The 19074-nt window shown below is 55.8% G+C and carries 17 protein-coding genes and 1 other annotated feature; of the genes, 12 read left to right on the plus strand and 5 right to left on the minus strand.

The window, feature by feature from the left end; translation table 11 throughout:
* The first annotated feature begins 9 nt into the window (after positions 1–9).
* Positions 10–81: a sequence feature (ROSE (Repression Of Heat Shock gene Expression) occurs in the 5'-region of heat shock genes and acts as an RNA thermometer to modulate expression.), on the plus strand.
* The 3 genes from ibpA (at position 75) to N2K86_RS00080 (ending at position 2926) form a co-directional block, all read left to right on the plus strand.
* Positions 75–485, plus strand: a complete 411-nt coding sequence (gene ibpA, locus N2K86_RS00070; protein WP_008500162.1) for a small heat shock chaperone IbpA — start codon at positions 75–77, stop codon at positions 483–485. It overlaps the preceding feature by 7 nt.
* 136 nt (positions 486–621) lie before the next feature.
* Complete coding sequence (ibpB, locus tag N2K86_RS00075; RefSeq protein WP_148243886.1) at positions 622–1050, plus strand: small heat shock chaperone IbpB; 429 nt, start codon at positions 622–624, stop codon at positions 1048–1050.
* 214 nt (positions 1051–1264) lie between these two features.
* On the plus strand, positions 1265–2926 hold the full coding sequence (locus tag N2K86_RS00080; protein ID WP_260660042.1) for a putative transporter: 1662 nt from the start codon (positions 1265–1267) through the stop codon (positions 2924–2926).
* Here the strand turns inward: N2K86_RS00080 and N2K86_RS00085 are convergent.
* Complete coding sequence (locus tag N2K86_RS00085; protein ID WP_260660043.1) at positions 2894–3640, minus strand: GntR family transcriptional regulator; 747 nt, start codon at positions 3638–3640, stop codon at positions 2894–2896. The genes N2K86_RS00080 and N2K86_RS00085 overlap by 33 nt on opposite strands.
* Before the next feature lie 221 nt (positions 3641–3861).
* Between N2K86_RS00085 and N2K86_RS00090 the strand changes: the two genes are divergently transcribed.
* Entirely contained in the window at positions 3862–5484 is a 1623-nt protein-coding gene (locus tag N2K86_RS00090; protein WP_260660044.1) for an alpha-glucoside-specific PTS transporter subunit IIBC, read from the plus strand.
* A complete protein-coding gene (locus N2K86_RS00095; RefSeq protein ID WP_148387548.1) occupies positions 5481–6803 on the plus strand; it encodes a 6-phospho-alpha-glucosidase in 1323 nt (440 codons plus the stop codon). Before N2K86_RS00090 ends, N2K86_RS00095 begins: the two co-directional genes overlap by 4 nt.
* Here N2K86_RS00095 and N2K86_RS00100 read toward each other — a convergent pair.
* Complete coding sequence (locus N2K86_RS00100; protein WP_032668915.1) at positions 6800–7693, minus strand: helix-turn-helix transcriptional regulator; 894 nt, start codon at positions 7691–7693, stop codon at positions 6800–6802. The genes N2K86_RS00095 and N2K86_RS00100 overlap by 4 nt on opposite strands.
* Positions 7694–7866: 173 nt before the next feature.
* Between N2K86_RS00100 and N2K86_RS00105 the strand changes: the two genes are divergently transcribed.
* From N2K86_RS00105 to N2K86_RS00125, 5 genes are read left to right on the plus strand one after another with little or no spacing between them, the layout of a single operon-like run.
* Positions 7867–9582, plus strand: coding sequence for a solute:sodium symporter family transporter (locus N2K86_RS00105; protein ID WP_153657007.1), 1716 nt, complete (start codon positions 7867–7869; stop codon positions 9580–9582).
* On the plus strand, positions 9579–11075 hold the full coding sequence (locus N2K86_RS00110) for a sulfatase-like hydrolase/transferase (RefSeq protein WP_033487027.1): 1497 nt from the start codon (positions 9579–9581) through the stop codon (positions 11073–11075). The genes N2K86_RS00105 and N2K86_RS00110 overlap by 4 nt, the downstream gene beginning before the upstream one ends.
* Positions 11076–11084: 9 nt before the next feature.
* Positions 11085–11432 (plus strand): YidH family protein, encoded by a 348-nt coding sequence (locus N2K86_RS00115; protein ID WP_260660045.1) that lies wholly within the window; start codon positions 11085–11087, stop codon positions 11430–11432.
* On the plus strand, positions 11422–11781 hold the full coding sequence (locus N2K86_RS00120) for a DUF202 domain-containing protein (RefSeq protein ID WP_260660046.1): 360 nt from the start codon (positions 11422–11424) through the stop codon (positions 11779–11781). The genes N2K86_RS00115 and N2K86_RS00120 overlap by 11 nt, the downstream gene beginning before the upstream one ends.
* A 17-nt stretch (positions 11782–11798) precedes the next feature.
* On the plus strand, positions 11799–12884 hold the full coding sequence (locus N2K86_RS00125) for an anaerobic sulfatase maturase (RefSeq protein WP_313771649.1): 1086 nt from the start codon (positions 11799–11801) through the stop codon (positions 12882–12884).
* Between the two features lie 3 nt (positions 12885–12887).
* On the opposite strand, the gene dsdA is transcribed toward N2K86_RS00125, so the two are convergent.
* Both dsdA and dsdX read right to left on the minus strand, forming a co-directional pair.
* On the minus strand, positions 12888–14177 hold the full coding sequence (gene dsdA / locus N2K86_RS00130; protein ID WP_260660048.1) for a D-serine ammonia-lyase: 1290 nt from the start codon (positions 14175–14177) through the stop codon (positions 12888–12890).
* 17 nt (positions 14178–14194) lie between these two features.
* Positions 14195–15532 carry a D-serine transporter DsdX gene (gene dsdX / locus N2K86_RS00135; protein WP_260660049.1) on the minus strand — a complete coding sequence of 446 codons (1338 nt, stop codon included), beginning with the start codon at positions 15530–15532 and terminating at the stop codon, positions 14195–14197.
* A gap of 204 nt (positions 15533–15736) precedes the next feature.
* Between dsdX and dsdC the strand changes: the two genes are divergently transcribed.
* Positions 15737–16663, plus strand: a complete 927-nt coding sequence (gene dsdC / locus N2K86_RS00140) for a DNA-binding transcriptional regulator DsdC (protein WP_260660050.1) — start codon at positions 15737–15739, stop codon at positions 16661–16663.
* Between the two features lie 84 nt (positions 16664–16747).
* On the plus strand, positions 16748–17836 hold the full coding sequence (locus N2K86_RS00145) for a cellulase family glycosylhydrolase (RefSeq protein ID WP_260660051.1): 1089 nt from the start codon (positions 16748–16750) through the stop codon (positions 17834–17836).
* Here the strand turns inward: N2K86_RS00145 and emrD are convergent.
* The gene (gene emrD / locus N2K86_RS00150) at positions 17739–18923 is read right to left on the minus strand and encodes a multidrug efflux MFS transporter EmrD (protein ID WP_260660052.1); all 1185 of its coding nucleotides are present in this window, start codon (positions 18921–18923) and stop codon (positions 17739–17741) included. The two genes, N2K86_RS00145 and emrD, sit on opposite strands and share 98 nt — an antisense overlap.
* Between the last annotated feature and the right edge of the window lie 151 nt (positions 18924–19074).

Genomic DNA, 19074 nt, shown 5'->3' on the forward strand with positions numbered 1-19074 from the left:
TGGGTGTTCGGGGGCGCAAAGGCCTGTCCATGGTGGAAGGCTATACTTTCTCGCTGATTTCAGGAGTTTTATTTATGCGTAACTTCGATCTTTCTCCGCTATACCGTTCTGCTATTGGTTTTGACCGCCTGTTTAACCATTTAGAAAATAACCAAAGCCAGAGCAACGGCTACCCTCCATACAATGTTGAGCTGGTTGACGAAAACCACTACCGCATCGCCATTGCCGTCGCCGGTTTTGCAGAAAACGAGCTGGAAATCACCGCGCAGGACAACCTGCTGGTGGTGAAAGGTTCCCATACGGCCGAGCAGAAAGAACGTACCTACCTTTACCAGGGCATCGCCGAGCGCAACTTTGAACGCAAGTTCCAGTTAGCCGAGAACATTCACGTTAAAGGCGCGAACCTGGTTAACGGCCTGCTGTTTATCGAACTGGAACGCGTGATTCCGGAAGAGAAAAAACCGCGCCGTATCGAAATTAACTAATTACGCGGGTCGCGCGAGCGGCCCACCCGGACTTGCTTGCCGTAACGGGAGCATATGCGAATCCATCAGGATTTGCAGGAACAACTGTGCACAAAATTAAACTGTGCCGAACTCGCTTCTCAGAAGGAGATTTAGTATGCGTAACTACGATTTATCCCCCCTGCTGCGTCAGTGGATTGGTTTTGACAAACTGGCTAATGCCCTGCAAAGCACCACCGAGCAACAGACATTTCCGCCGTACAACATCGAAAAAAGCGACGATAACCACTATCGCATCACCCTGGCGCTGGCCGGCTTCCGCCAGGACGATCTGGATATCCAGCTTGAAGGCACGCGCCTGACCGTGAAGGGGTCGCCGGAAAAACAAGAGACCGAGACCAAATGGCTGCATCAGGGTCTGGTGAATCAGCCGTTTAGCCTGAGCTTTACCCTGGCCGACCATATGGAGGTGTCCGGCGCGACGTTTACCAACGGGCTGCTGCATATCGACCTGCTCCGCAACGTGCCGGAAGCCATCGCGCCGCAGCGTATCGCCATTAGCGACCGGCCGGCGTTGAACAGTTAACTCACTTTTTTGCCGGGTGGCGGCTATGCCTTGCCCGGCCTACAAATCATGCCGCTCCTGTAGGTCGGGTAAGGCGCAGCCGCCACCCGACAATACTCACAGACTGCACGAAGCCCTGCCCGGCAGGGCTTTTTTGTGCGCCATCACCCATACAACCGCCCACGGCTCTGAGAGAATCCTTAGCATAACTAAGGTTATGCCAAGGAAGTGGATCATGAGTGATATCGCGTTAACCGTCAGCGTGTTGGCCCTGGTCGCTGTTGTTGGCCTGTGGATAGGGAATATCAAAATCCGTGGCGTCGGGTTTGGAATAGGTGGGGTACTGTTTGGCGGCATTTTTGTCGGGCACTTTGCCGACCAGCTCGGGCTGGTCCTCAGCGCCGAAATGCTCCACTTTACTCAGGAGTTCGGCCTGATCCTCTTCGTTTATACGATCGGTATTCAGGTGGGACCGGGCTTTTTCGCCTCACTTCGGGTCTCCGGATTACGGCTCAACCTGTTTGCCCTCGGCATTGTGGTGATGGGCGGGCTGGTCACCGCGATCCTGCACAAAATCTTTGCTATCCCGCTGCCCGTGGTGTTGGGCATTTTCTCCGGGGCGGTCACCAACACGCCTGCGCTCGGCGCGGGCCAGCAAATCCTGCGCGATTTGGGCATCGAACCCGGCATTGTCGACCAGATGGGGATGAGCTACGCCATGGCCTATCCATTTGGGATTTGCGGCATTCTGCTCTCCATGTGGCTGGTACGCGTTCTGTTTCGCGTCAACGTTGAAAAAGAGGCGATGGAGCATGAAACCACGCTCACCAACGGCCATATGCCGATCAAAACCATCAACATTCGCGTCGATAACCCTAACCTGAACAATATGGCGATTCAGGACGTGCCGATCCTGAACAGCGCCAATATCATCTGCTCACGGCTTAAGCGTGACGATATGCTGATGGTACCTGCGCCCGGCACCGTCATTCAGCAGGGCGATCTGCTGCACCTGGTCGGCCAGCCCGGTGATTTAAACAACGCCCGTCTGGTGATTGGGCAGGAAGTGGATACCTCGCTCTCAACCCGCGGCACCGATATGCGCGTCGAGCGCGTTGTCGTGACCAATGAAAAGGTTTTGGGCAAGAAAATACGCGATCTGCAGGTCAAAGAGCGCTATGACGTGGTGATCTCCCGCCTTAACCGTGCGGGTGTCGAACTGGTTGCCAGCCAGGACGCCAGCCTCCAGTTCGGGGATATCCTCAACCTGGTCGGCCGCCCGTCGTCCATCGACGCCGTGGCGGATATGGTGGGTAACGCCCAGCAAAAACTGCAGCAGGTGCAGATGCTGCCGGTGTTTATCGGTATCGGGCTCGGCGTGCTGCTCGGCTCTATTCCGGTGTACGTTCCGGGCTTCCCGGTGGCGCTCAAGCTGGGTCTGGCGGGCGGACCGCTGATTATGGCGCTGATCCTCGGGCGTATCGGCTGCATCGGTAAGCTCTACTGGTTTATGCCGCCGAGCGCCAACCTGGCGCTGCGCGAGCTGGGCATCGTCCTGTTCCTGGCGGTGGTCGGGCTAAAATCCGGCGGGGATTTTGTCGATACCCTGGTCAAGGGCGAAGGGATGAGCTGGGTCGGTTACGGCATTTTCATCACGGCGATCCCGCTGCTGACGGTGGGCATACTGGCGCGGATGTTCGCCAAAATGAACTACCTGACGCTGTGCGGCATGCTGGCGGGCTCGATGACCGATCCGCCCGCGCTCGCCTTTGCCAACAACCTGCACGCCACCAGCGGTGCGGCCGCGCTCTCCTATGCTACCGTCTATCCGCTGGTGATGTTCCTGCGCATCATCACCCCCCAGCTACTGGCGGTGCTGTTCTGGGGCATGGGCTAGCAGGTCCTCCGGGTGGATGCGCCGCAGATGGTAGTCCACCTGGTAATCACTGGTATTTCGGAACATCACGGAATAATTCAGGAACTCGCCGCTGTCGCTGTAGGAGAGAGACGTAATGCGCAGCAGCGGCGTCTGTTCCGGCAGGTTCATATAACCGGCCAGCGTTTTATCGGCCAGCACCGGCGTCAGGCTCTCGTAGTTGCCGCTGATGGTGATCCCGCACTCCTTCTCGATGTAATCAAACTTAGACCCCTCAAGATGCGCCAGCGAGAGGTTGCGAAACAGCTTCACCGGCATAAAGCTGTCTTCCAGCATCAGCGGCTTCCCGTCCACGTAGCGCACCCGCCGGGAAAAGTAGATTCGCTCATCCACCTGAATCCGCAGCTGGCTGGCGATGGCGGGTGGGGCGGGCATCACTTCAAACTGTAAGACCTTACTCTGCACCTCTTTTCCCTGCTGGCGCAGCACCTCCACCAGCCCGGTCAGGTTGGTGGTTTCGTGGTGAACGTCTTTGCGCGAGACAAACGTTCCGCTACCGTGCCGCCGCTCAACCAGCCCCCAACTCACCAGCAGATCCAGCGCCTTACGGATGGTCATTCGCGCCACGCCGAACTCCTGCGCCAGCGCTTTTTCGCCAGGCAGCGGGCTGCCGATGTTGTAGTCCGACGAATTCAGCCGCAGCCGTAATCTGTCGGCTATTGATTTGTAGATCACCAGTAGACCTCTCTGCCCTTATCAGGGCGTGGATTGCGTCCTGACATGTCCATGTTTACCGCAAAAAGTAGACCTGATTGGTCAAAATAAAACCATGAATGCGATCACGAATCGCAGCGGCACGCCATGTTCGTGCATCAGTAAGTTCTTATGCTCACCTCAGGCCAGCAAAAAACCATAAAGGCCTCTACCCCTACAGGTTGTTTCATGAGGATTTAAAAATGCTCAGTCAAATACAACGTTTTGGCGGTGCCATGTTTACCCCGGTATTGCTGTTTCCGTTCGCCGGGATCGTGGTGGGAATCGCCATCATGCTTCGCAACCCGCTGTTTGTCGGCGAAGCCTTAACCGCCCCCGATCATCTTTTCGCGCAGATCGTTCACATCATTGAAGAGGGCGGCTGGGCTGTTTTTCGCAATATGCCGCTGATTTTTGCCGTCGGCCTGCCGATTGGCCTGGCGAAGCAGGCGCAGGGCCGCGCCTGTCTGGCGGTGCTGATTAGCTTCCTGACCTGGAACTACTTCATCAACGCGATGGGAGTGACCTGGGGCCACTTCTTCGGCGTCGACTTCTCCGCCGAACCCACGGCGGGTAGCGGGCTGGCGATGATTGCCGGGATCAAAACGCTCGATACCAGCATCATCGGTGCCATTGTGATTTCAGGCATCGTCACCGCCATCCACAACCGCTACTTCGACAAGCCGCTGCCGGTCTTTCTGGGGATTTTCCAGGGTAGCTCGTTTGTCGTTATCCTCGCATTTTTCGTCATGATCCCCTGCGCCTGGCTGACGCTGCTGGGCTGGCCGAAAGTACAGATGGGCATTGAGTCCCTGCAGGCGTTCCTGCGCTCTGCCGGTGCGCTGGGCGTGTGGGTATATACCTTCCTAGAACGCATTCTGATCCCAACTGGCCTGCATCACTTCGTCTACGGCCCATTTATCTTCGGCCCGGCGGCGGTAGAAGGCGGGATTCAGGTCTACTGGGCGCAGCATCTGCAGGCGTTCAGCCAGAGCACCCTGCCGCTGAAAACCCTCTTCCCGGAAGGCGGGTTCGCGCTGCACGGCAACTCCAAAGTGTTTGGCTCGGTCGGGATAGCGCTGGCAATCTGGTATACCGCGTCGCCAGAAAACCGCGTCAAGGTGGCGGGCCTGCTGGTCCCGGCTACGCTCACCGCCGTGCTAGTGGGCATTACTGAACCGCTCGAATTCACCTTCCTGTTTATCTCGCCGCTGCTGTTTGCCGTTCACGCGGTGCTGGCGGCGACCATGGCGACGGTGATGTACACCTTCGGCGTGGTCGGGAACATGGGCGGCGGCCTGCTGGACCAGTTCCTGCCGCAAAACTGGATCCCGATGTTCCATAACCACGCCTCGACGGTCTTCACCCAGATCGGCATCGGCGTCTGCTTCACCGGCATCTACTTCGTGGTCTTCAAAACGCTGATCGAACGTCTGAATCTGAAAACGCCTGGCCGGGAAGAGAGCGAAATCAAACTCTACAGCAAGGCCGACTATAAGGCGGCGCGCGGGCAAACCACCGCTCCGGCAGCGGCCAGCCAGCAGGTCGGGCAAGCCGCCGGGTTCCTGCAGGCGCTTGGCGGTGCGACCAACATCGAAAGTATCAACAACTGCGCCACCCGCTTGCGCATCGCCCTGGTCGATATGGCGAAAACGCAAAGTGATGACGTCTTCAAAGCCCTCGGCGCCCACGGCGTGGTGCGACGCGGCAACGGTATTCAGGTGATTGTCGGTCTGCACGTTCCTCAGGTGCGCGACCAGCTGGAATCGCTGATGAAAACTCCTTTAACGAATGAACAAACCACCCTGACAGAGGCTATATCATGAAAAAATTCTCAGTTGTCATTGCAGGCGGCGGCAGCACCTTCACGCCTGGTATCGTCCTGATGTTGTTAGCCAACCGCGACCGTTTCCCACTGCGTGCGCTCAAGTTCTATGACAACGACGGCGCGCGGCAGGAGATCATCGCCGAGGCGTGCAAAATCATCCTTAAGGAGCAGGCGCCAGAGATTGAATTTAGTTACACCACCGATCCGAAAGCGGCCTTTACCGATGTGGATTTCGTGATGGCGCATATTCGCGTTGGCAAATACCCCATGCGTGAAAAAGATGAAAAAATCCCGCTGCGCCACGGCGTGCTGGGCCAGGAAACGTGCGGGCCGGGCGGAATTTCCTACGGCATGCGCTCCATCGGCGGCGTGCTTGAACTGGTAGATTATATGGAGCAGTACTCCCCGAACGCGTGGATGCTGAACTACTCCAACCCGGCGGCGATTGTTGCGGAAGCCACGCGCCGCCTGCGTCCGAACGCGAAAATCCTCAACATCTGCGACATGCCGATCGGCATTGAAGGGCGTATGGCGCAAATTGTCGGCCTGAAAGACCGCAAAGAGATGCGCGTGCGCTACTATGGTCTGAACCACTTCGGCTGGTGGACGTCGATTGAAGATCACAACGGCAACGATCTGATGCCGAAACTGCGCGAATACGTGGCGAAAAACGGTTATGTTCCGCCTTCGGAAGATCCGCATACCGAAGCGAGCTGGAACGATACCTTTGCCAAAGCAAAAGACGTACAGGCGCTGGATCCGGACACCATGCCGAACACTTACCTGAAGTATTACCTGTTCCCGGACTACGTGGTCGCCCATTCCAACCCGGAGCGTACCCGCGCCAATGAAGTGATGGATCACCGTGAGAAGCATGTATTCAGTTCATGCCGGGCGATTATCGAAGCCGGTCATTCTTCTGCCGGTGAACTGGAAATCGACGAACATGCGTCGTACATCGTCGATCTGGCAACTGCGATCGCCTTTAACACCCAGGAGCGCATGCTGCTGATTGTGCCTAACAATGGGGCTATCCATAACTTTGACGCCGACGCGATGGTAGAAATCCCGTGTCTGGTCGGCCACAACGGACCGGAGCCGCTGACCGTGGGGGATATTCCGCACTTCCAGAAAGGGCTCATGAGCCAGCAGGTGGCGGTGGAAAAACTGGTGGTGGACGCCTGGGAGCAGCGCTCGTATCAGAAACTCTGGCAGGCGATTACCCTGTCGAAAACCGTACCGAGCGCGTCGGTGGCGAAGGCGATTCTGGACGATCTGATTGAAGCCAACAAAGAGTACTGGCCGGAACTGCATTAATTTTCCTGACCGGCATCATTGAGGTGCCGGTCCTTAAACTTGCTGACCGCCGACGGCGCATAGCCAAACTTATTCTTAAACGCTTTGCTGAAGTGAAACGAATCAAAAAAGTTGAGCATGTCAGCCACCTTGTTTACCGTATTTCCCTCCTGGCGCAGCAGCGATTGCGCCAGTTCTAGGCGTGCGTCAAGATAATATTCTTTCGGCGTTTTACCCGTGTATCGTAAAAAGATCCGCCGCAGCCAGGGCTCGCTGCACTGCATCCGCTGTGCCATTTCTGTGACGCTCCAGCGCTTTTGCACACTGGCGTGCAACTCGGCCAACAGATTTTCCAGACGCAGCAGTTCCCGATCTTTCCTACCATTTTCGGAAATAAGACAAATCCACTGATAGATAATTTTTGTGAGAAACGCGACGGCTAAATTATTTTTTATGGGGGACCGCAAAGCGAGTAATTCAGCAACTTCTGAAAGTTCTTTATTAAACTCGTCGCCATTATAAATTATGCCAGTTTGTAATATAGGGATTTCCATCATGTTTGTGGGGATGAATTCCATCCAGTATTGTTCCCAGATAAGACCGTCGCAGTAGTACGACGTTATATCGGTAGGTTTTAAGAATATAACGTTATTTCCATTAAGCATAATTTCAGAATTATCTTTGAGCCTGATTTTCCCGCACCCTTGCACGGTATAAACCGCCACCCAGGAGTTAGCAATCAGCGGTTTTTTCTTATCCTGAGGCCAGATAACGCGGTAGCTCTCGTCGGCTAGCGTATGCCAGAGTGAGATCAGTGAAATTCCGCTTGAGATCACACTTTCATCAAGAACTAAGGGAATATTGTACGTTGTTTCGTTTTTTACATGCGAAATTTGAATTTTTCCATTCATTTTAATTTCTCGTCAGCAAATTATGCCCACAACCTGTAGCGGAATTTATCAGAAAATTACCGTGATGGGGAAACCAGTCTTGTATTTTAAGATATCGAATAGCCTGGGTCCGGTGCGTTAAATTCCTCTGTACAGCGAACTACCGGGTCATAATCATAATTAAGGGCAACAAGATGAATATTCAGCAAATTGTGAGCTTTATTGCCTTTACGCTGCTGGTGGCGTTTATCACCTGGTGGAAGATACGTAAAGTGGATACCGCTTCGCAGCAGGGATACTTTCTGGCGGGCCGGTCGCTGAAAGCGCCAGTGATTGCTGCTTCACTGATGCTGACCAACCTGTCCACAGAGCAACTGGTGGGTCTGTCTGGCCAGGCCTACAAAAGCGGCATGTCGGTGATGGGCTGGGAGGTCACGTCAGCGGTTACGTTGATTTTTCTGGCGCTGATCTTCCTGCCGAAGTATCTGCAACGCGGTATTGCCACTATTCCCGATTTTCTGGAAGAGCGTTACGACAAAACGACACGCATCATTATTGATTTCTGTTTTCTTATCGCGACGGGCGTCTGCTTCCTGCCGATTGTGCTCTACTCCGGCGCGCTGGCGTTGAATAGCCTGTTTCACGTCGGCGATGCGCTTGGACTTTCGCAGGCCGCAGCCATCTGGTTGCTGGTCATTCTGCTGGGGCTGGCCGGAATTGTGTATGCCGTTATAGGCGGAATGCGCGCCATGGCGATTGCGGACTCCATTAACGGCATTGGTCTGGTGATCGGTGGTCTGCTGGTACCCGTGTTTGGTCTGATTGTGATGGGGGATGGCAGTTTTTTACAGGGAGTTGAGCGTCTGACCACCGTACACGCCGAGAAGTTAAATTCCATTGGCGCAAGCACCGATCCGTTGCCTATCGGCGCGGCATTTACGGGCCTGATCCTGGTGAATACCTTTTACTGGTGTACGAATCAGGGGATTGTGCAGCGAACGCTGGCCTCGAAAAGTCTTGCTGAGGGACAAAAAGGGGCCTTGTTAACCGCAGTGTTAAAAATGCTCGACCCGCTAATTCTGGTGCTTCCTGGCCTGATTGCGTTCCACCTGTACAGCGATCTGCCGAGTGCGGACATGGCCTATCCTGCTCTGGTCAACAAAGTCCTGCCGACACCGTTGGTGGGTTTTTTTGGTGCCGTTTTATTTGGTGCAGTTATCAGTACGTTCAACGGGTTCCTGAATAGTGCCAGTACGCTCTTTAGTATGGGAATTTATCGTCGCATCCTGAAGCCTGATGCGACACCGGACGGACTGGTGCAGGTAGGACGCCGGTTTGGCCTGTTTATCGCAGTGGTATCTGTAATAGTTGCGCCGTGGATTGCCAATGCGCCGGAGGGGCTTTATTCATGGATGAAACAGCTAAACGGCATCTATAACGTTCCACTGGTGACTATCATCATTATGGGCTTTTTCTTCCCGCGCATTCCAGCCCTCGCCGCGAAAGTGGCGCTGTTTATCGGCATTTGCAGCTACATCGTAATTAATTACCTGGTGAAATTCGATTTTCACTTTCTCTATGTTCTGGCCTGCACGTTCTGCATCAACGTGGCGGTAATGTTGATTATCGGCTGGCTCAAGCCGCGCGACACGCCGTTTACCTTCCATGACGCGTTTGCCGTGGACATGTCACCCTGGCGTAACGCGAAAATTGCCTCGGTGGGTATTCTCTTCGCCATGATTGGCGTCTACGCCGGGCTGGCCCAATTTGGGGGGTATTCCACTCAATGGCTTGCCATCGTCAGCTACTCCATCACCGCAGGGGTCGTGATTTACCTCATTATCGATGCCATCCGTCAGCGCCGTAACCCTTCGCTTGTTTATGTTTCCGATGTTAAGGAAAAGCCATGAAACGCCCGAATTTTCTGTTCATCATGACCGACACTCAGGCCACGAATATGGTGGGCTGTTATAGTGGTAAACCCCTGAACACCCACCATATTGATCAGCTTGCGGAAGAGGGGATTCGCTTCAATGCTGCTTATACCTGCTCCCCTGTTTGCACCCCCGCGCGTGCGGGGCTGTTCACCGGGATCTACGCTAATCAGTCCGGACCGTGGACCAACAACGTTGCACCAGGCAAGAACATCTCAACGATGGGGCGCTACTTCAAGGATGCGGGCTATCAAACCTGCTACATCGGCAAATGGCATCTTGATGGTCATGACTATTTCGGCACCGGCGTTTGTCCTCCCGAATGGAATGACGAGTTTTGGTTTGACGGCGCTAACTATCTGGCAGAACTTACCGAAGAGCAGATTAATCTGTGGCGCAACGGCCTTAATAGCGTAGAGGAATTGCAGGCTAATAATATCGATGAGACCTTTACCTGGGCGTACCGCATCAGCAATCGCGCGATCGATTTTTTACAGCGCCCTCACCCGGAGGACGAACCCTTTTTGATGGTGGTCTCTTACGACGAACCTCATCATCCCTTCACATGCCCGGTTCAGTATCTCGAGAAATATCAGGACTTTTACTACGATTTAGGGGAAAAGGCGCAGGATACGCTAGTGGATAAGCCCGTACATCATCGCCTCTGGTCGCAGGCCATGCCGTCACCCGTTGAAGACGGCAGCCGGTACTACCATCACCCGCTTTATTTCGCCTGTAATGACTTTGTGGACGATCAGATTGGTCGTGTGGTTAACGCACTCACTCCCGAACAATGCGAGAACACATGGGTCATATATACCTCTGACCATGGCGAGATGATGGGAGCACATCGGCTTATCAGCAAAGGTGCGGCTATGTACGACGATATTACCCGCATCCCGTTGATTATACGCCCCCCACAGGGCGCACCGAAGCAAGTCGACACGCCGGTCAGCCATATCGATTTACTGCCGACCATGATGGCGTTGGCGGGGATACCTAAACCTGACATCCTGCCGGGTGACAATATTCTGGCGACAGAGCCAGAGCGCGGAGTGATGGTGGAGTTTAACCGCTACGAGATAGAACATGACAGCTTTGGCGGATTTATTCCGGTACGCTGTTGGGTAACGGATGCATTCAAGTTGGTGCTGAACTTGTTCACAACTGATGAACTCTACGACCGCCGCAACGATCCAAACGAGATGCATAATCTGATTGACTCGCCGCGCTATGCTGAGCAGCGCAATCAGCTGCATGATGCGCTGCTGGATTATATGGATAAAATCCGCGACCCGTTCCGTACCTATCAATGGGCGTGTCGACCGTGGAGAGCGGACGCTATCCCTCGTTGGATGGGGGCTTTCCGTCCGCGGCCGGGAGATGGCTATTCTCCGGTGGTGCGTGATTACGACACCGGACTGCCCACGCAGGGGGTAAAAGTGGAAGAGAAAAAGCAGAAGTTTTAAGGAGACAAGATGAAAATTTCCCGCGTCGGTGAAGCGCCGGATTACCGCTTCTCGCTGGCCAATGAACGCACGTATCTGGCGTGGATCCGCACCGCGCTAGGTTTTCTGGCCGCAGGCGTGGGTCTTGATCAGCTTGCACCCGATTTCGCTACGCCACTGATCCGTGAATTGCTGGCATTACTGCTGTGCCTTTTCGCAGGGGTGCTGGCGATTTACGGCTACCTGCGCTGGCTGCGAAACGAAAAAGCGATGCGGCTTAAAGAGGATTTACCCTACACCCGCGGCCTGCTTGTGATTAGCACTATACTACTGGTGGTAGCCGTAGTGGTGATGGGGTTGGTGCTCTATGTCGGGTAGCCGCAAAGCGCGCCGTGAGGCCGACCCAGGTCTACAGCCGGAGCGAACGTCGCTGGCCTGGCTGCGCACGTTACTGGGCTACGGTGCGCTTATCGCGCTGGCGATTAAACACAACTGGCACCACACGGGGCTTCCATTCTGGATTTCACTTGTGGTACTTGCGCTGGTGGCGGTTATCCTCTGGCGCTACACGCGCGGTCGTAATCTGATGGACGTTGAGCATGGTGATTTCGCACAACCTAAAGCCGTACGTGACAAATTTTTGATCGCTCTCGCTGTTCTCTCCCTTTCTATATTGTTTGCTATTTCGCACTTACATCAGATTATCTCTTTTATAGAGGAAAAATAATGACAGGATGTCATGTGATGGCCAAACCGGCCAGCTCTCGCTGTAACCTGAACTGCCGTTACTGTTTTTATATCGATAAACCCGAACAACCCCAAATGAGCGAGGCCACTCTGGAGGCGTTTATTTGCCAACAGATTGCTGCCCAGCCGGATGATGACGTTCACTTTGCCTGGCAGGGAGGTGAACCCACGCTGTGCGGCATCAATTTTTTTCGTAACGTGGTGGCGTTGCAGCAACTCCACGGGAAAGGAAAGCGCATCATGAACGCTTTTCAGACTAACGGCGTACTGCTCAACGATGAATGGTGCCGTTTTTTTCGCGAAAACGACTGGCTGGTAGGTATCTCTGTCGATGGTCCTGCCGAATTGCACGATGCCTATCGTGTTAACCGTCGCGGCAATTCGACTCACCAAAAAGTTCTCGCAGCCATTGAAAAGCTATGCATTCATCAGGTTTCTTTCAATCTTCTGACGGTGGTCAATCAACACAACAGCCAACAGCCGGAGCGGGTGTACCGTTTTCTTCGCACGCTCGGCACCCCATTTTTGCAGTTTATTCCGTTGGTAGAGCAGAGTAATCCGTCATCAGTGAGTGACAGGGAGTGGGGGACATTCCTGAAGGCAATCTTCGACCTCTGGGTAAGAGAAGATGTAGGGCGCGTTTTTGTGCAGCTCTTTGACTCAATGCTTGGCGTCTGGAGTGGCTATCCCGCACAGATGTGCTCACTGGCCGAACGCTGCGGGCATGCCTTTGCACTAGAGGCCAATGGCGATCTCTATCAATGTGACCACTATGTTTACCCTGAATACTGTCTGGGAAATATTCATCAAATGTCGATATCTGTTCTTAACCAAACCGCCGCGGCGCGTGCATTTGGCGAAATTAAGCATGATTCGCTCACGGATGAGTGTAGGCAGTGTTCTGTTCTTCCCCTGTGCAATGGCGACTGCCCCCGCCATCGCCTGAACGGTAAAAGCGTGCTGTGCGAGGGCTACCGTGATTTCTTTTTTCACAGCACGCCGTACATGCGGGCCATGCGCGACCACATCAGGCATCAACGTTCGCCCGCTGAACTGATGAAACAGCTGCGGCAGAGCGGCTGACGATCAGGCGTTTCCCTTCGCCAGATACTTCGCCATCTCGTCTTCCGGCACCATGCCGCCGCCCGTCGCCCACACCAGGTGAGTAACGCTGGCATCTGAAAGCACGCGCAGCGGCCCGGCCATCCCCGCCAGTGCTGACGGCTCCAGGCGAATCCCTTCCTCCTGCGCCAGCCAGCCGAGCATGTCGTACATGCTTTGGTCGGAAAGGGTGTAGAACCCGTCAAGCAGGCGCTCCATCGCGCGGCCCACGAAGCCGGACGCGCGGCCTACCGCCAGACCGTCCGCCGCCGTCACGTTATCAATGCCCAGATCCTGTACCGCGATTTCATCGTGCAGGCCGGTGTAGACGCCCAGCAGCATGCACGGGGAGTGCGTTGGCTCCGCGAAGAAGCAGTGGACGTTATCGCCAAAGGCCAGCTTCAGGCCAAACGCCACCCCACCGGGGCCGCCGCCGACGCCGCACGGCAGGTAGACGTACAGGGGGTGATCGGCATCCACCACGCGGCCCTGTTCGGCAAACTGCGCCTTCAGGCGCTCACCTGCAACGGCATAGCCCAGGAATAAGGTGCGGGAATTTTCATCGTCAATGAAGAAACAGTTCGGATCGCTTTCCGCCGCTTTTCGTCCCTGCTCTACCGCCACGCCGTAATCCTGCTCATATTCCACGACGATGACGCCGTGGCTGCGCAGCCTGGCTTTCTTCCACTCGCGGGCGTCGGCGGACATATGCACCGTCACCTTAAAACCGATACGGGCGCTCATAATGCCGATGGACATCCCCAGGTTGCCGGTTGAGCCCACCGCAATGCTGTACTGGCTGAAAAAGTCCTTAAAGCGCGGCTCCAGCAGAACGCTGTAGTCGTCTTCAACGCTCAGCAACCCGGCGTCCAGCGCCAGTTTTTCCGCGTGGGTCAGCACCTCGTAGATGCCGCCGCGCGCTTTAATCGAGCCGGAGATCGGCAGATGGCTGTCTTTTTTCAGCAGCAGGCTGCCGGGAATGGGTTTGCCGGACTCTTTCGCCAGCCGCGTCTGCATTGCCGGAATGGCGACCAGTTCGGATTCAATAATCCCGCCCGTTGCCGCCGTTTCCGGGAAGGCTTTCGCCAGATACGGCGCGAAGCGTTTCAGGCGAGCATGCGCGTCGTCCACGTCGGCTTTGGTCAGCCCGACATGCGGCAATCCTTCAGCCAGCGTTGTGGTACGCGGGTTAATCCATGTGGTTTCTTTCAGGGCAATCAGATCCTCAACCAGAGGAAACTGTGCGGTTAAAGTAGTGATAGTTGCGTTTTCCATAATACGTCTCTTCGCGCTCAGATAATGAAGGAAAGCAGGAATGTGCCGCCAAGTGCAAGCACCGAGGCGATAAACGTCGCCGTCGTATAGTATTTGAAGGTCTCATTCAGGGTCGCGCCGCAGTATTGCTTCACCAGCCAGAAGAGAGAATCGGTCACGATCGTGCAGCCAATGGCGCCGGAACCGATGGCAATGGTGATGATCTCCGGGCTCACATTCGGGTAGAGTGGCAGCATCGGCGCGACGATCGCCGTGGCGCCCATCATCGCCACCGTCGCGGAGCCTACAGCGGCATGCAGCACCAGCGCCACCAGCCAGGCGAGCAGGATTGGGTGCATGTGCAGGTTCGAGAGAATATGCGCCAGCGAGTCCGCCAGCCCGCTGGTTTTCAGGATGGCGTTGAACGCGCCGCCCGCCCCAATAATCAGCAAAATGTTGGCAATAGAGCCAAAGCCGTGCTCGGTGTGCGTCAGCATTGCGCCCATGCCCATTTGCTGGCGGATGCCCAGCAGGTAGTAGGCGACAAACACGGCGATAAACATCGCGGTGATGGGGTTGCCGATAAACTCCAGCAGCGTATACAGCGTGCCTTCTTTTGCCATATTCAGCTCGGCAATGGTTTTCACCAGCATCAGCGCAATTGGCAGCAGCACCGTGAACAGGGTAGCGCCCAGCGACGGCAGGGTGTGCTCTTCCCGCACCTTCAGGTCTGAAAATTCCACCGGAACCGGCTTAAACGGCAGACGGTTGCCGAGCAGTTTCAGGAACAGCGGGCCGCCGACCAGCGAGGCCATCAGGCCCACCAGCAGACCGTAGACAATCACCGTCCCGACGTCCGCCCCTAATTTATTGGTCACAAACAGCGCGGCCGGATGCGGCGGCACCACGCAGTGCACCGCCATCAGCGCGGTACAGAGCGGAATGGCCAGCTTGAGCAGCGACGTGTTAGTCTTTTTGGCGATGGAAAACGCCAGCGGGATCAGCAGTACCACGCCCACTTCCACGAACAGCGTAATGCCGCAGATAAGGCCCACCAGCACCATAATCACGTCCGCCGACAGCCAGCGGCAGCGCTGCAACGTAATGCCAATGCGTTCCGCCGCGCCGGAGACTTCCATCATCTTGCCGAGAATGGTGCCCAGACCAATCACCGCCGCCAGGAAGCCCAGCGTACCGCCAATTCCACTCTCAATGGCGTTCACCATATCCAGCGGGCTCATCCCCATCATCGCGCCGACGAAAAAGCTCGCCAGCAGCAGTGCGAGGAACGGGTGAAACTTCAGTTTTACGATGGTTAAAACAATCAACACAATGCTGACCAGCAGCGTTGCCACAACCCAGACCTGAGATCCCATATCTCACCTCACCCTTATGTCATCTGTGGGTATTGGACGAAAAAACGGCGTGGGCTGACAAACGATATAAATTGGCGTTCAGATGAGCCAGATTGGATCAACTGAGTGACTGTGCTCTAAAAAGTGCACTTAATTCGTATTAGGTTCACATAAATTCACCCTTGAGCGGTATGCTGAGCGCAGAAACCCCGCGTGAGAATTGTGATGAACGATGCAAATGAAGCCAGAAACCGGCTGTTAAACGGCTGGCAACTGTCGAAAATGTACACCTTTGAAGTGGCGGCCCGGCATGAGTCCTTCGCGCTGGCGGCGGAGGAGTTGTCGCTCAGCCCCAGCGCGGTGAGCCACCGCATCAACCTGCTGGAAGAGGAGCTGGGTATTCAGCTGTTTGTCCGCTCGCACCGTAAAGTCGAGCTGACGCAGGAGGGAAAGCGCGTTTACTGGACGCTAAAATCGTCCCTCGACACCCTGAATCAGGAGATCCTGGATATCAAAAACCAGGCGCTCTCCGGCACGCTGACGGTTTACTCCCGCCCGTCGATTGCCCAGTGCTGGCTGGTGCCGATGTTGGGGGACTTTACCCGCCGCTACCCGTCGATTTCACTCACCATCCTGACCGGCAATGATTACGTTAATATGCAGCGAACCGGCGTCGATCTGGCGCTCTATTTTGACGATACGCCGCCAAACCACCTCGCTCATCACTTCCTGATGGACGAGGAGATTCTGCCCGTCTGCTCACCGCAGTATGCCCGCGAGCATGAACTGCTGAAAAACCCCGATAACCTTAGACACTGCACGCTGCTGCACGACCGTCAGGCCTGGAGCAATGATTCCGGTACGGATGAGTGGCTGAGCTGGGCGCAGCACTTTGCGGTGAATATGCCGCCATCGTCGGGCATTGGTTTCGATCGTTCTGATTTAGCCATTATCGCGGCCATTAATAACGTGGGGGTGGCGATGGGGAGAAAGCGGCTGGTGCAAAAACGTCTCGAACGGGGGGAGCTGATCGCACCCTTTAATGGGAAAACCCTCAAGTGCCATCAGCATTATTACATCTCAACGCTTCCCGGCCGTCAGTGGCCGAAAATTGACGCCTTTATCGGCTGGCTAAGAGAGCTGGCGGGTTGAAGAATTATTACGCTTTCGCGCTACACCAAATGTGAAAAAGCGTGCTAAATACAGGTAATGCTTTTGATTTATCCAGGGTAAACCGTGTTAAAGCCTCTCATCGCTACCGCGTTACTGATCTCTTCCGGCTGGACCATTGCCGCTGAACCGCCGCTGACGGCTGCCCGTTACGCGCAGATGCTGGGCGTCGGAATGGATGTCGACTGGGCGCGCACCGAGCGCGGTATCCGCGAGTTCGATCCGCTGGTGGTCCGTGATTTCCAGGTGAAAGGCATACGTCATGTCCGTATTCGGGTGGCGGGCGAACCGACGGAAGCGCGGCTGATTCACCTGCGTAAGCTGGTGGAGGCCTGCGAGCAATACGGCGTCATCCCCATCATCGCTTATCAGGCCGATGAGTATAAAAACGACCCGAAAGCGGATACCGAAAAAGAGGTGATCAACTGGTGGATTGCCGTAGCGCACTATTTTGGTCAGCGCTCGCCGTTGCTGGGCTTTGACCTGATCTACGAACCGGCGGACAAGCTCAACCGCAACCTTGCTTCGCTCAACCGGGTGTATGAGAAAGCGATCAAAGACATTCACGCCATTGATGCCAGCCGCATGATTTTTATCGCCCCTCGTCTGCGCGCCGCGCCGGAGGATTTATCCAGCCTGAAGCTGCCCGCACACAGCCAGAATTACCTGCTGGCGGAGTGGCATATTTTCCCCTGGGGTCCGCTGAAAACGAACGGCAAATACCCGTGGACGTCCGGAACCGCGGCTGAGAAAGCGGCTATCCGTAACCGAATCAACGCCGCGCTGCACTGGCAACAAAAAACCGGGCACGTGAGCTGGGTTGGCGGCTGGGGGGGGGGCGAATCGAAAAGCCTGACACCAACCGCCTCCCAGATGGCCTTCGCCACCTTTATGGCCTGCGAGCTGCAAAAGGCGAAAATCCCGTATGCGCTTAACGCGGATTTCCAGTTTTACGACGGGGAAGAGGGGGCCTGGCGGCCAGCGCCGGAGCCGTTATTGCAGGCGATGATTGCGCCCGTCTGTGAAAAGCCCGGCGAGAAGCCGGGCCATCATGCGGTTAAACCGGCTGCTCGTGATGCGGGACACGCGACGCCAGCGGCAGCCAGCACAGTAAAATCAGCAGCCCCATCAGCGTCATCAGCAGGCCCAAACTAGCCTGCCCGGTCTGCGGCATCATGGCCGAGAGCCAGGCCAGCGCGCCGGAACCGATGTTCTGCAAACCGCCCACCAGCGCGCCCGCCGTACCGGCGAGGAACGGGAACGGCTCCATCGCGCCGCTTGTCGCCAGCGGGAACAGCATCCCCGCGCCGAAGAAGAACAGCGCCGCCGGGATGAGCAGCGTCCAGACCGTCATCACGCCAAACAGCCCAGGGATCCACATCATCAGACCCGCCAGCAGGCAGCTGATCACCGACTGCCACATCAGCGTTGAGAAACGCTTGTTCGGGCGTCCGGCAAACCACGCGCCGAAGAACGCCGCCGGGATCGGCAGAATAAACAGAATACTCACCACCATGCTGCTCAGGCCCAGCCCCGCGCCCAGCAGCACGCCGGAGCAGGCTTCGAATACCGCAATACCCGCCAGGCCGCCGATCAGCATCAGCAGGTAGCAGGTAAACGATCCGTTGCCGAACAGCGTTTTATAGCTGGCGATGAGCTTCGTGCGCGGCGCGTCCTGCGGGCGCGTTTCCGGCATCCAGCGCGCCATGCTGAAGGTGACAATCACGCAGAGCACCAGCAGGAAGGCGTAGCAGGCGCGCCAGGACCACATCGTGTCCAGCAGGCCGCCAATCAGCGGGGCGAGAAGCGGGCTGACCAGAATACCCATATTCAACAGGCTGTTGGCATGACGGAGCTGGGTGCCCTGATACATATCGCGCGGTAAGGTTCGCGCCATCACCCCCCCGACGCCGGTTCCGACACCCTGCAGGGCACTGGCGGCAATTAATACGGTCAGGTTATGGGTGGTCATCGTAATGACGGTCGCCACCATGAAAATGCTCATGCCTACCAGGATCACCGGGCGACGCCCGACGCGGTCGGACAGCGGGCCATAGAAAAGCTGCGAAACGCCATAGGTCAGCAGGTAGGCTGCCATTACGCTCTGCACCGCGCCCTCGCGGACGTTCAATTCCTTTGCCATGTCGGCGATAGCCGGAATGTAGATGGTTTGCGCCATCTGACCGACGGCCACCAGTAACACCAGCATCAACAATAAGTTAACGTTCCTTTGTTTTTTCATGTCGCTGAATACTTTTGCCAAAAGAGAAAAATGAAGAATAAGTGACTGCGAATTCCCGTAAATGCGCGAGGAATCTACCACATTGAGATGACAATTTAAGCATTGTTGTGGTGAATGAAAAAACCGGGAAAGGCAGGATTTGTAAACAAGA

It is taken from the genome of Enterobacter mori (assembly GCF_025244905.1).
Taxonomy (GTDB): domain Bacteria; phylum Pseudomonadota; class Gammaproteobacteria; order Enterobacterales; family Enterobacteriaceae; genus Enterobacter; species Enterobacter mori_A.

Excerpts from the sequence above, each read along its gene's own strand:
- N2K86_RS00105 (WP_153657007.1), top strand. The coding sequence starts at position 7,867 with ATGAATATTCAGCAAATTGTGAGCTTTATTGCCTTTACGCTGCTGGTG.
- ibpA (WP_008500162.1), top strand. The coding sequence starts at position 75 with ATGCGTAACTTCGATCTTTCTCCGCTATACCGTTCTGCTATTGGTTTT.
- N2K86_RS00115 (WP_260660045.1), top strand. The coding sequence starts at position 11,085 with ATGAAAATTTCCCGCGTCGGTGAAGCGCCGGATTACCGCTTCTCGCTG.
- ibpB (WP_148243886.1), top strand. The coding sequence starts at position 622 with ATGCGTAACTACGATTTATCCCCCCTGCTGCGTCAGTGGATTGGTTTT.
- emrD (WP_260660052.1), bottom strand. The coding sequence starts at position 18,923 with ATGAAAAAACAAAGGAACGTTAACTTATTGTTGATGCTGGTGTTACTG.
- N2K86_RS00095 (WP_148387548.1), top strand. The coding sequence starts at position 5,481 with ATGAAAAAATTCTCAGTTGTCATTGCAGGCGGCGGCAGCACCTTCACG.
- N2K86_RS00110 (WP_033487027.1), top strand. The coding sequence starts at position 9,579 with ATGAAACGCCCGAATTTTCTGTTCATCATGACCGACACTCAGGCCACG.
- N2K86_RS00080 (WP_260660042.1), top strand. The coding sequence starts at position 1,265 with ATGAGTGATATCGCGTTAACCGTCAGCGTGTTGGCCCTGGTCGCTGTT.
- dsdC (WP_260660050.1), top strand. The coding sequence starts at position 15,737 with ATGAACGATGCAAATGAAGCCAGAAACCGGCTGTTAAACGGCTGGCAA.
- dsdA (WP_260660048.1), bottom strand. The coding sequence starts at position 14,177 with ATGGAAAACGCAACTATCACTACTTTAACCGCACAGTTTCCTCTGGTT.
- N2K86_RS00100 (WP_032668915.1), bottom strand. The coding sequence starts at position 7,693 with ATGAATGGAAAAATTCAAATTTCGCATGTAAAAAACGAAACAACGTAC.
- N2K86_RS00120 (WP_260660046.1), top strand. The coding sequence starts at position 11,422 with ATGTCGGGTAGCCGCAAAGCGCGCCGTGAGGCCGACCCAGGTCTACAG.
- N2K86_RS00125 (WP_313771649.1), top strand. The coding sequence starts at position 11,799 with ATGGCCAAACCGGCCAGCTCTCGCTGTAACCTGAACTGCCGTTACTGT.
- N2K86_RS00090 (WP_260660044.1), top strand. The coding sequence starts at position 3,862 with ATGCTCAGTCAAATACAACGTTTTGGCGGTGCCATGTTTACCCCGGTA.
- dsdX (WP_260660049.1), bottom strand. The coding sequence starts at position 15,532 with ATGGGATCTCAGGTCTGGGTTGTGGCAACGCTGCTGGTCAGCATTGTG.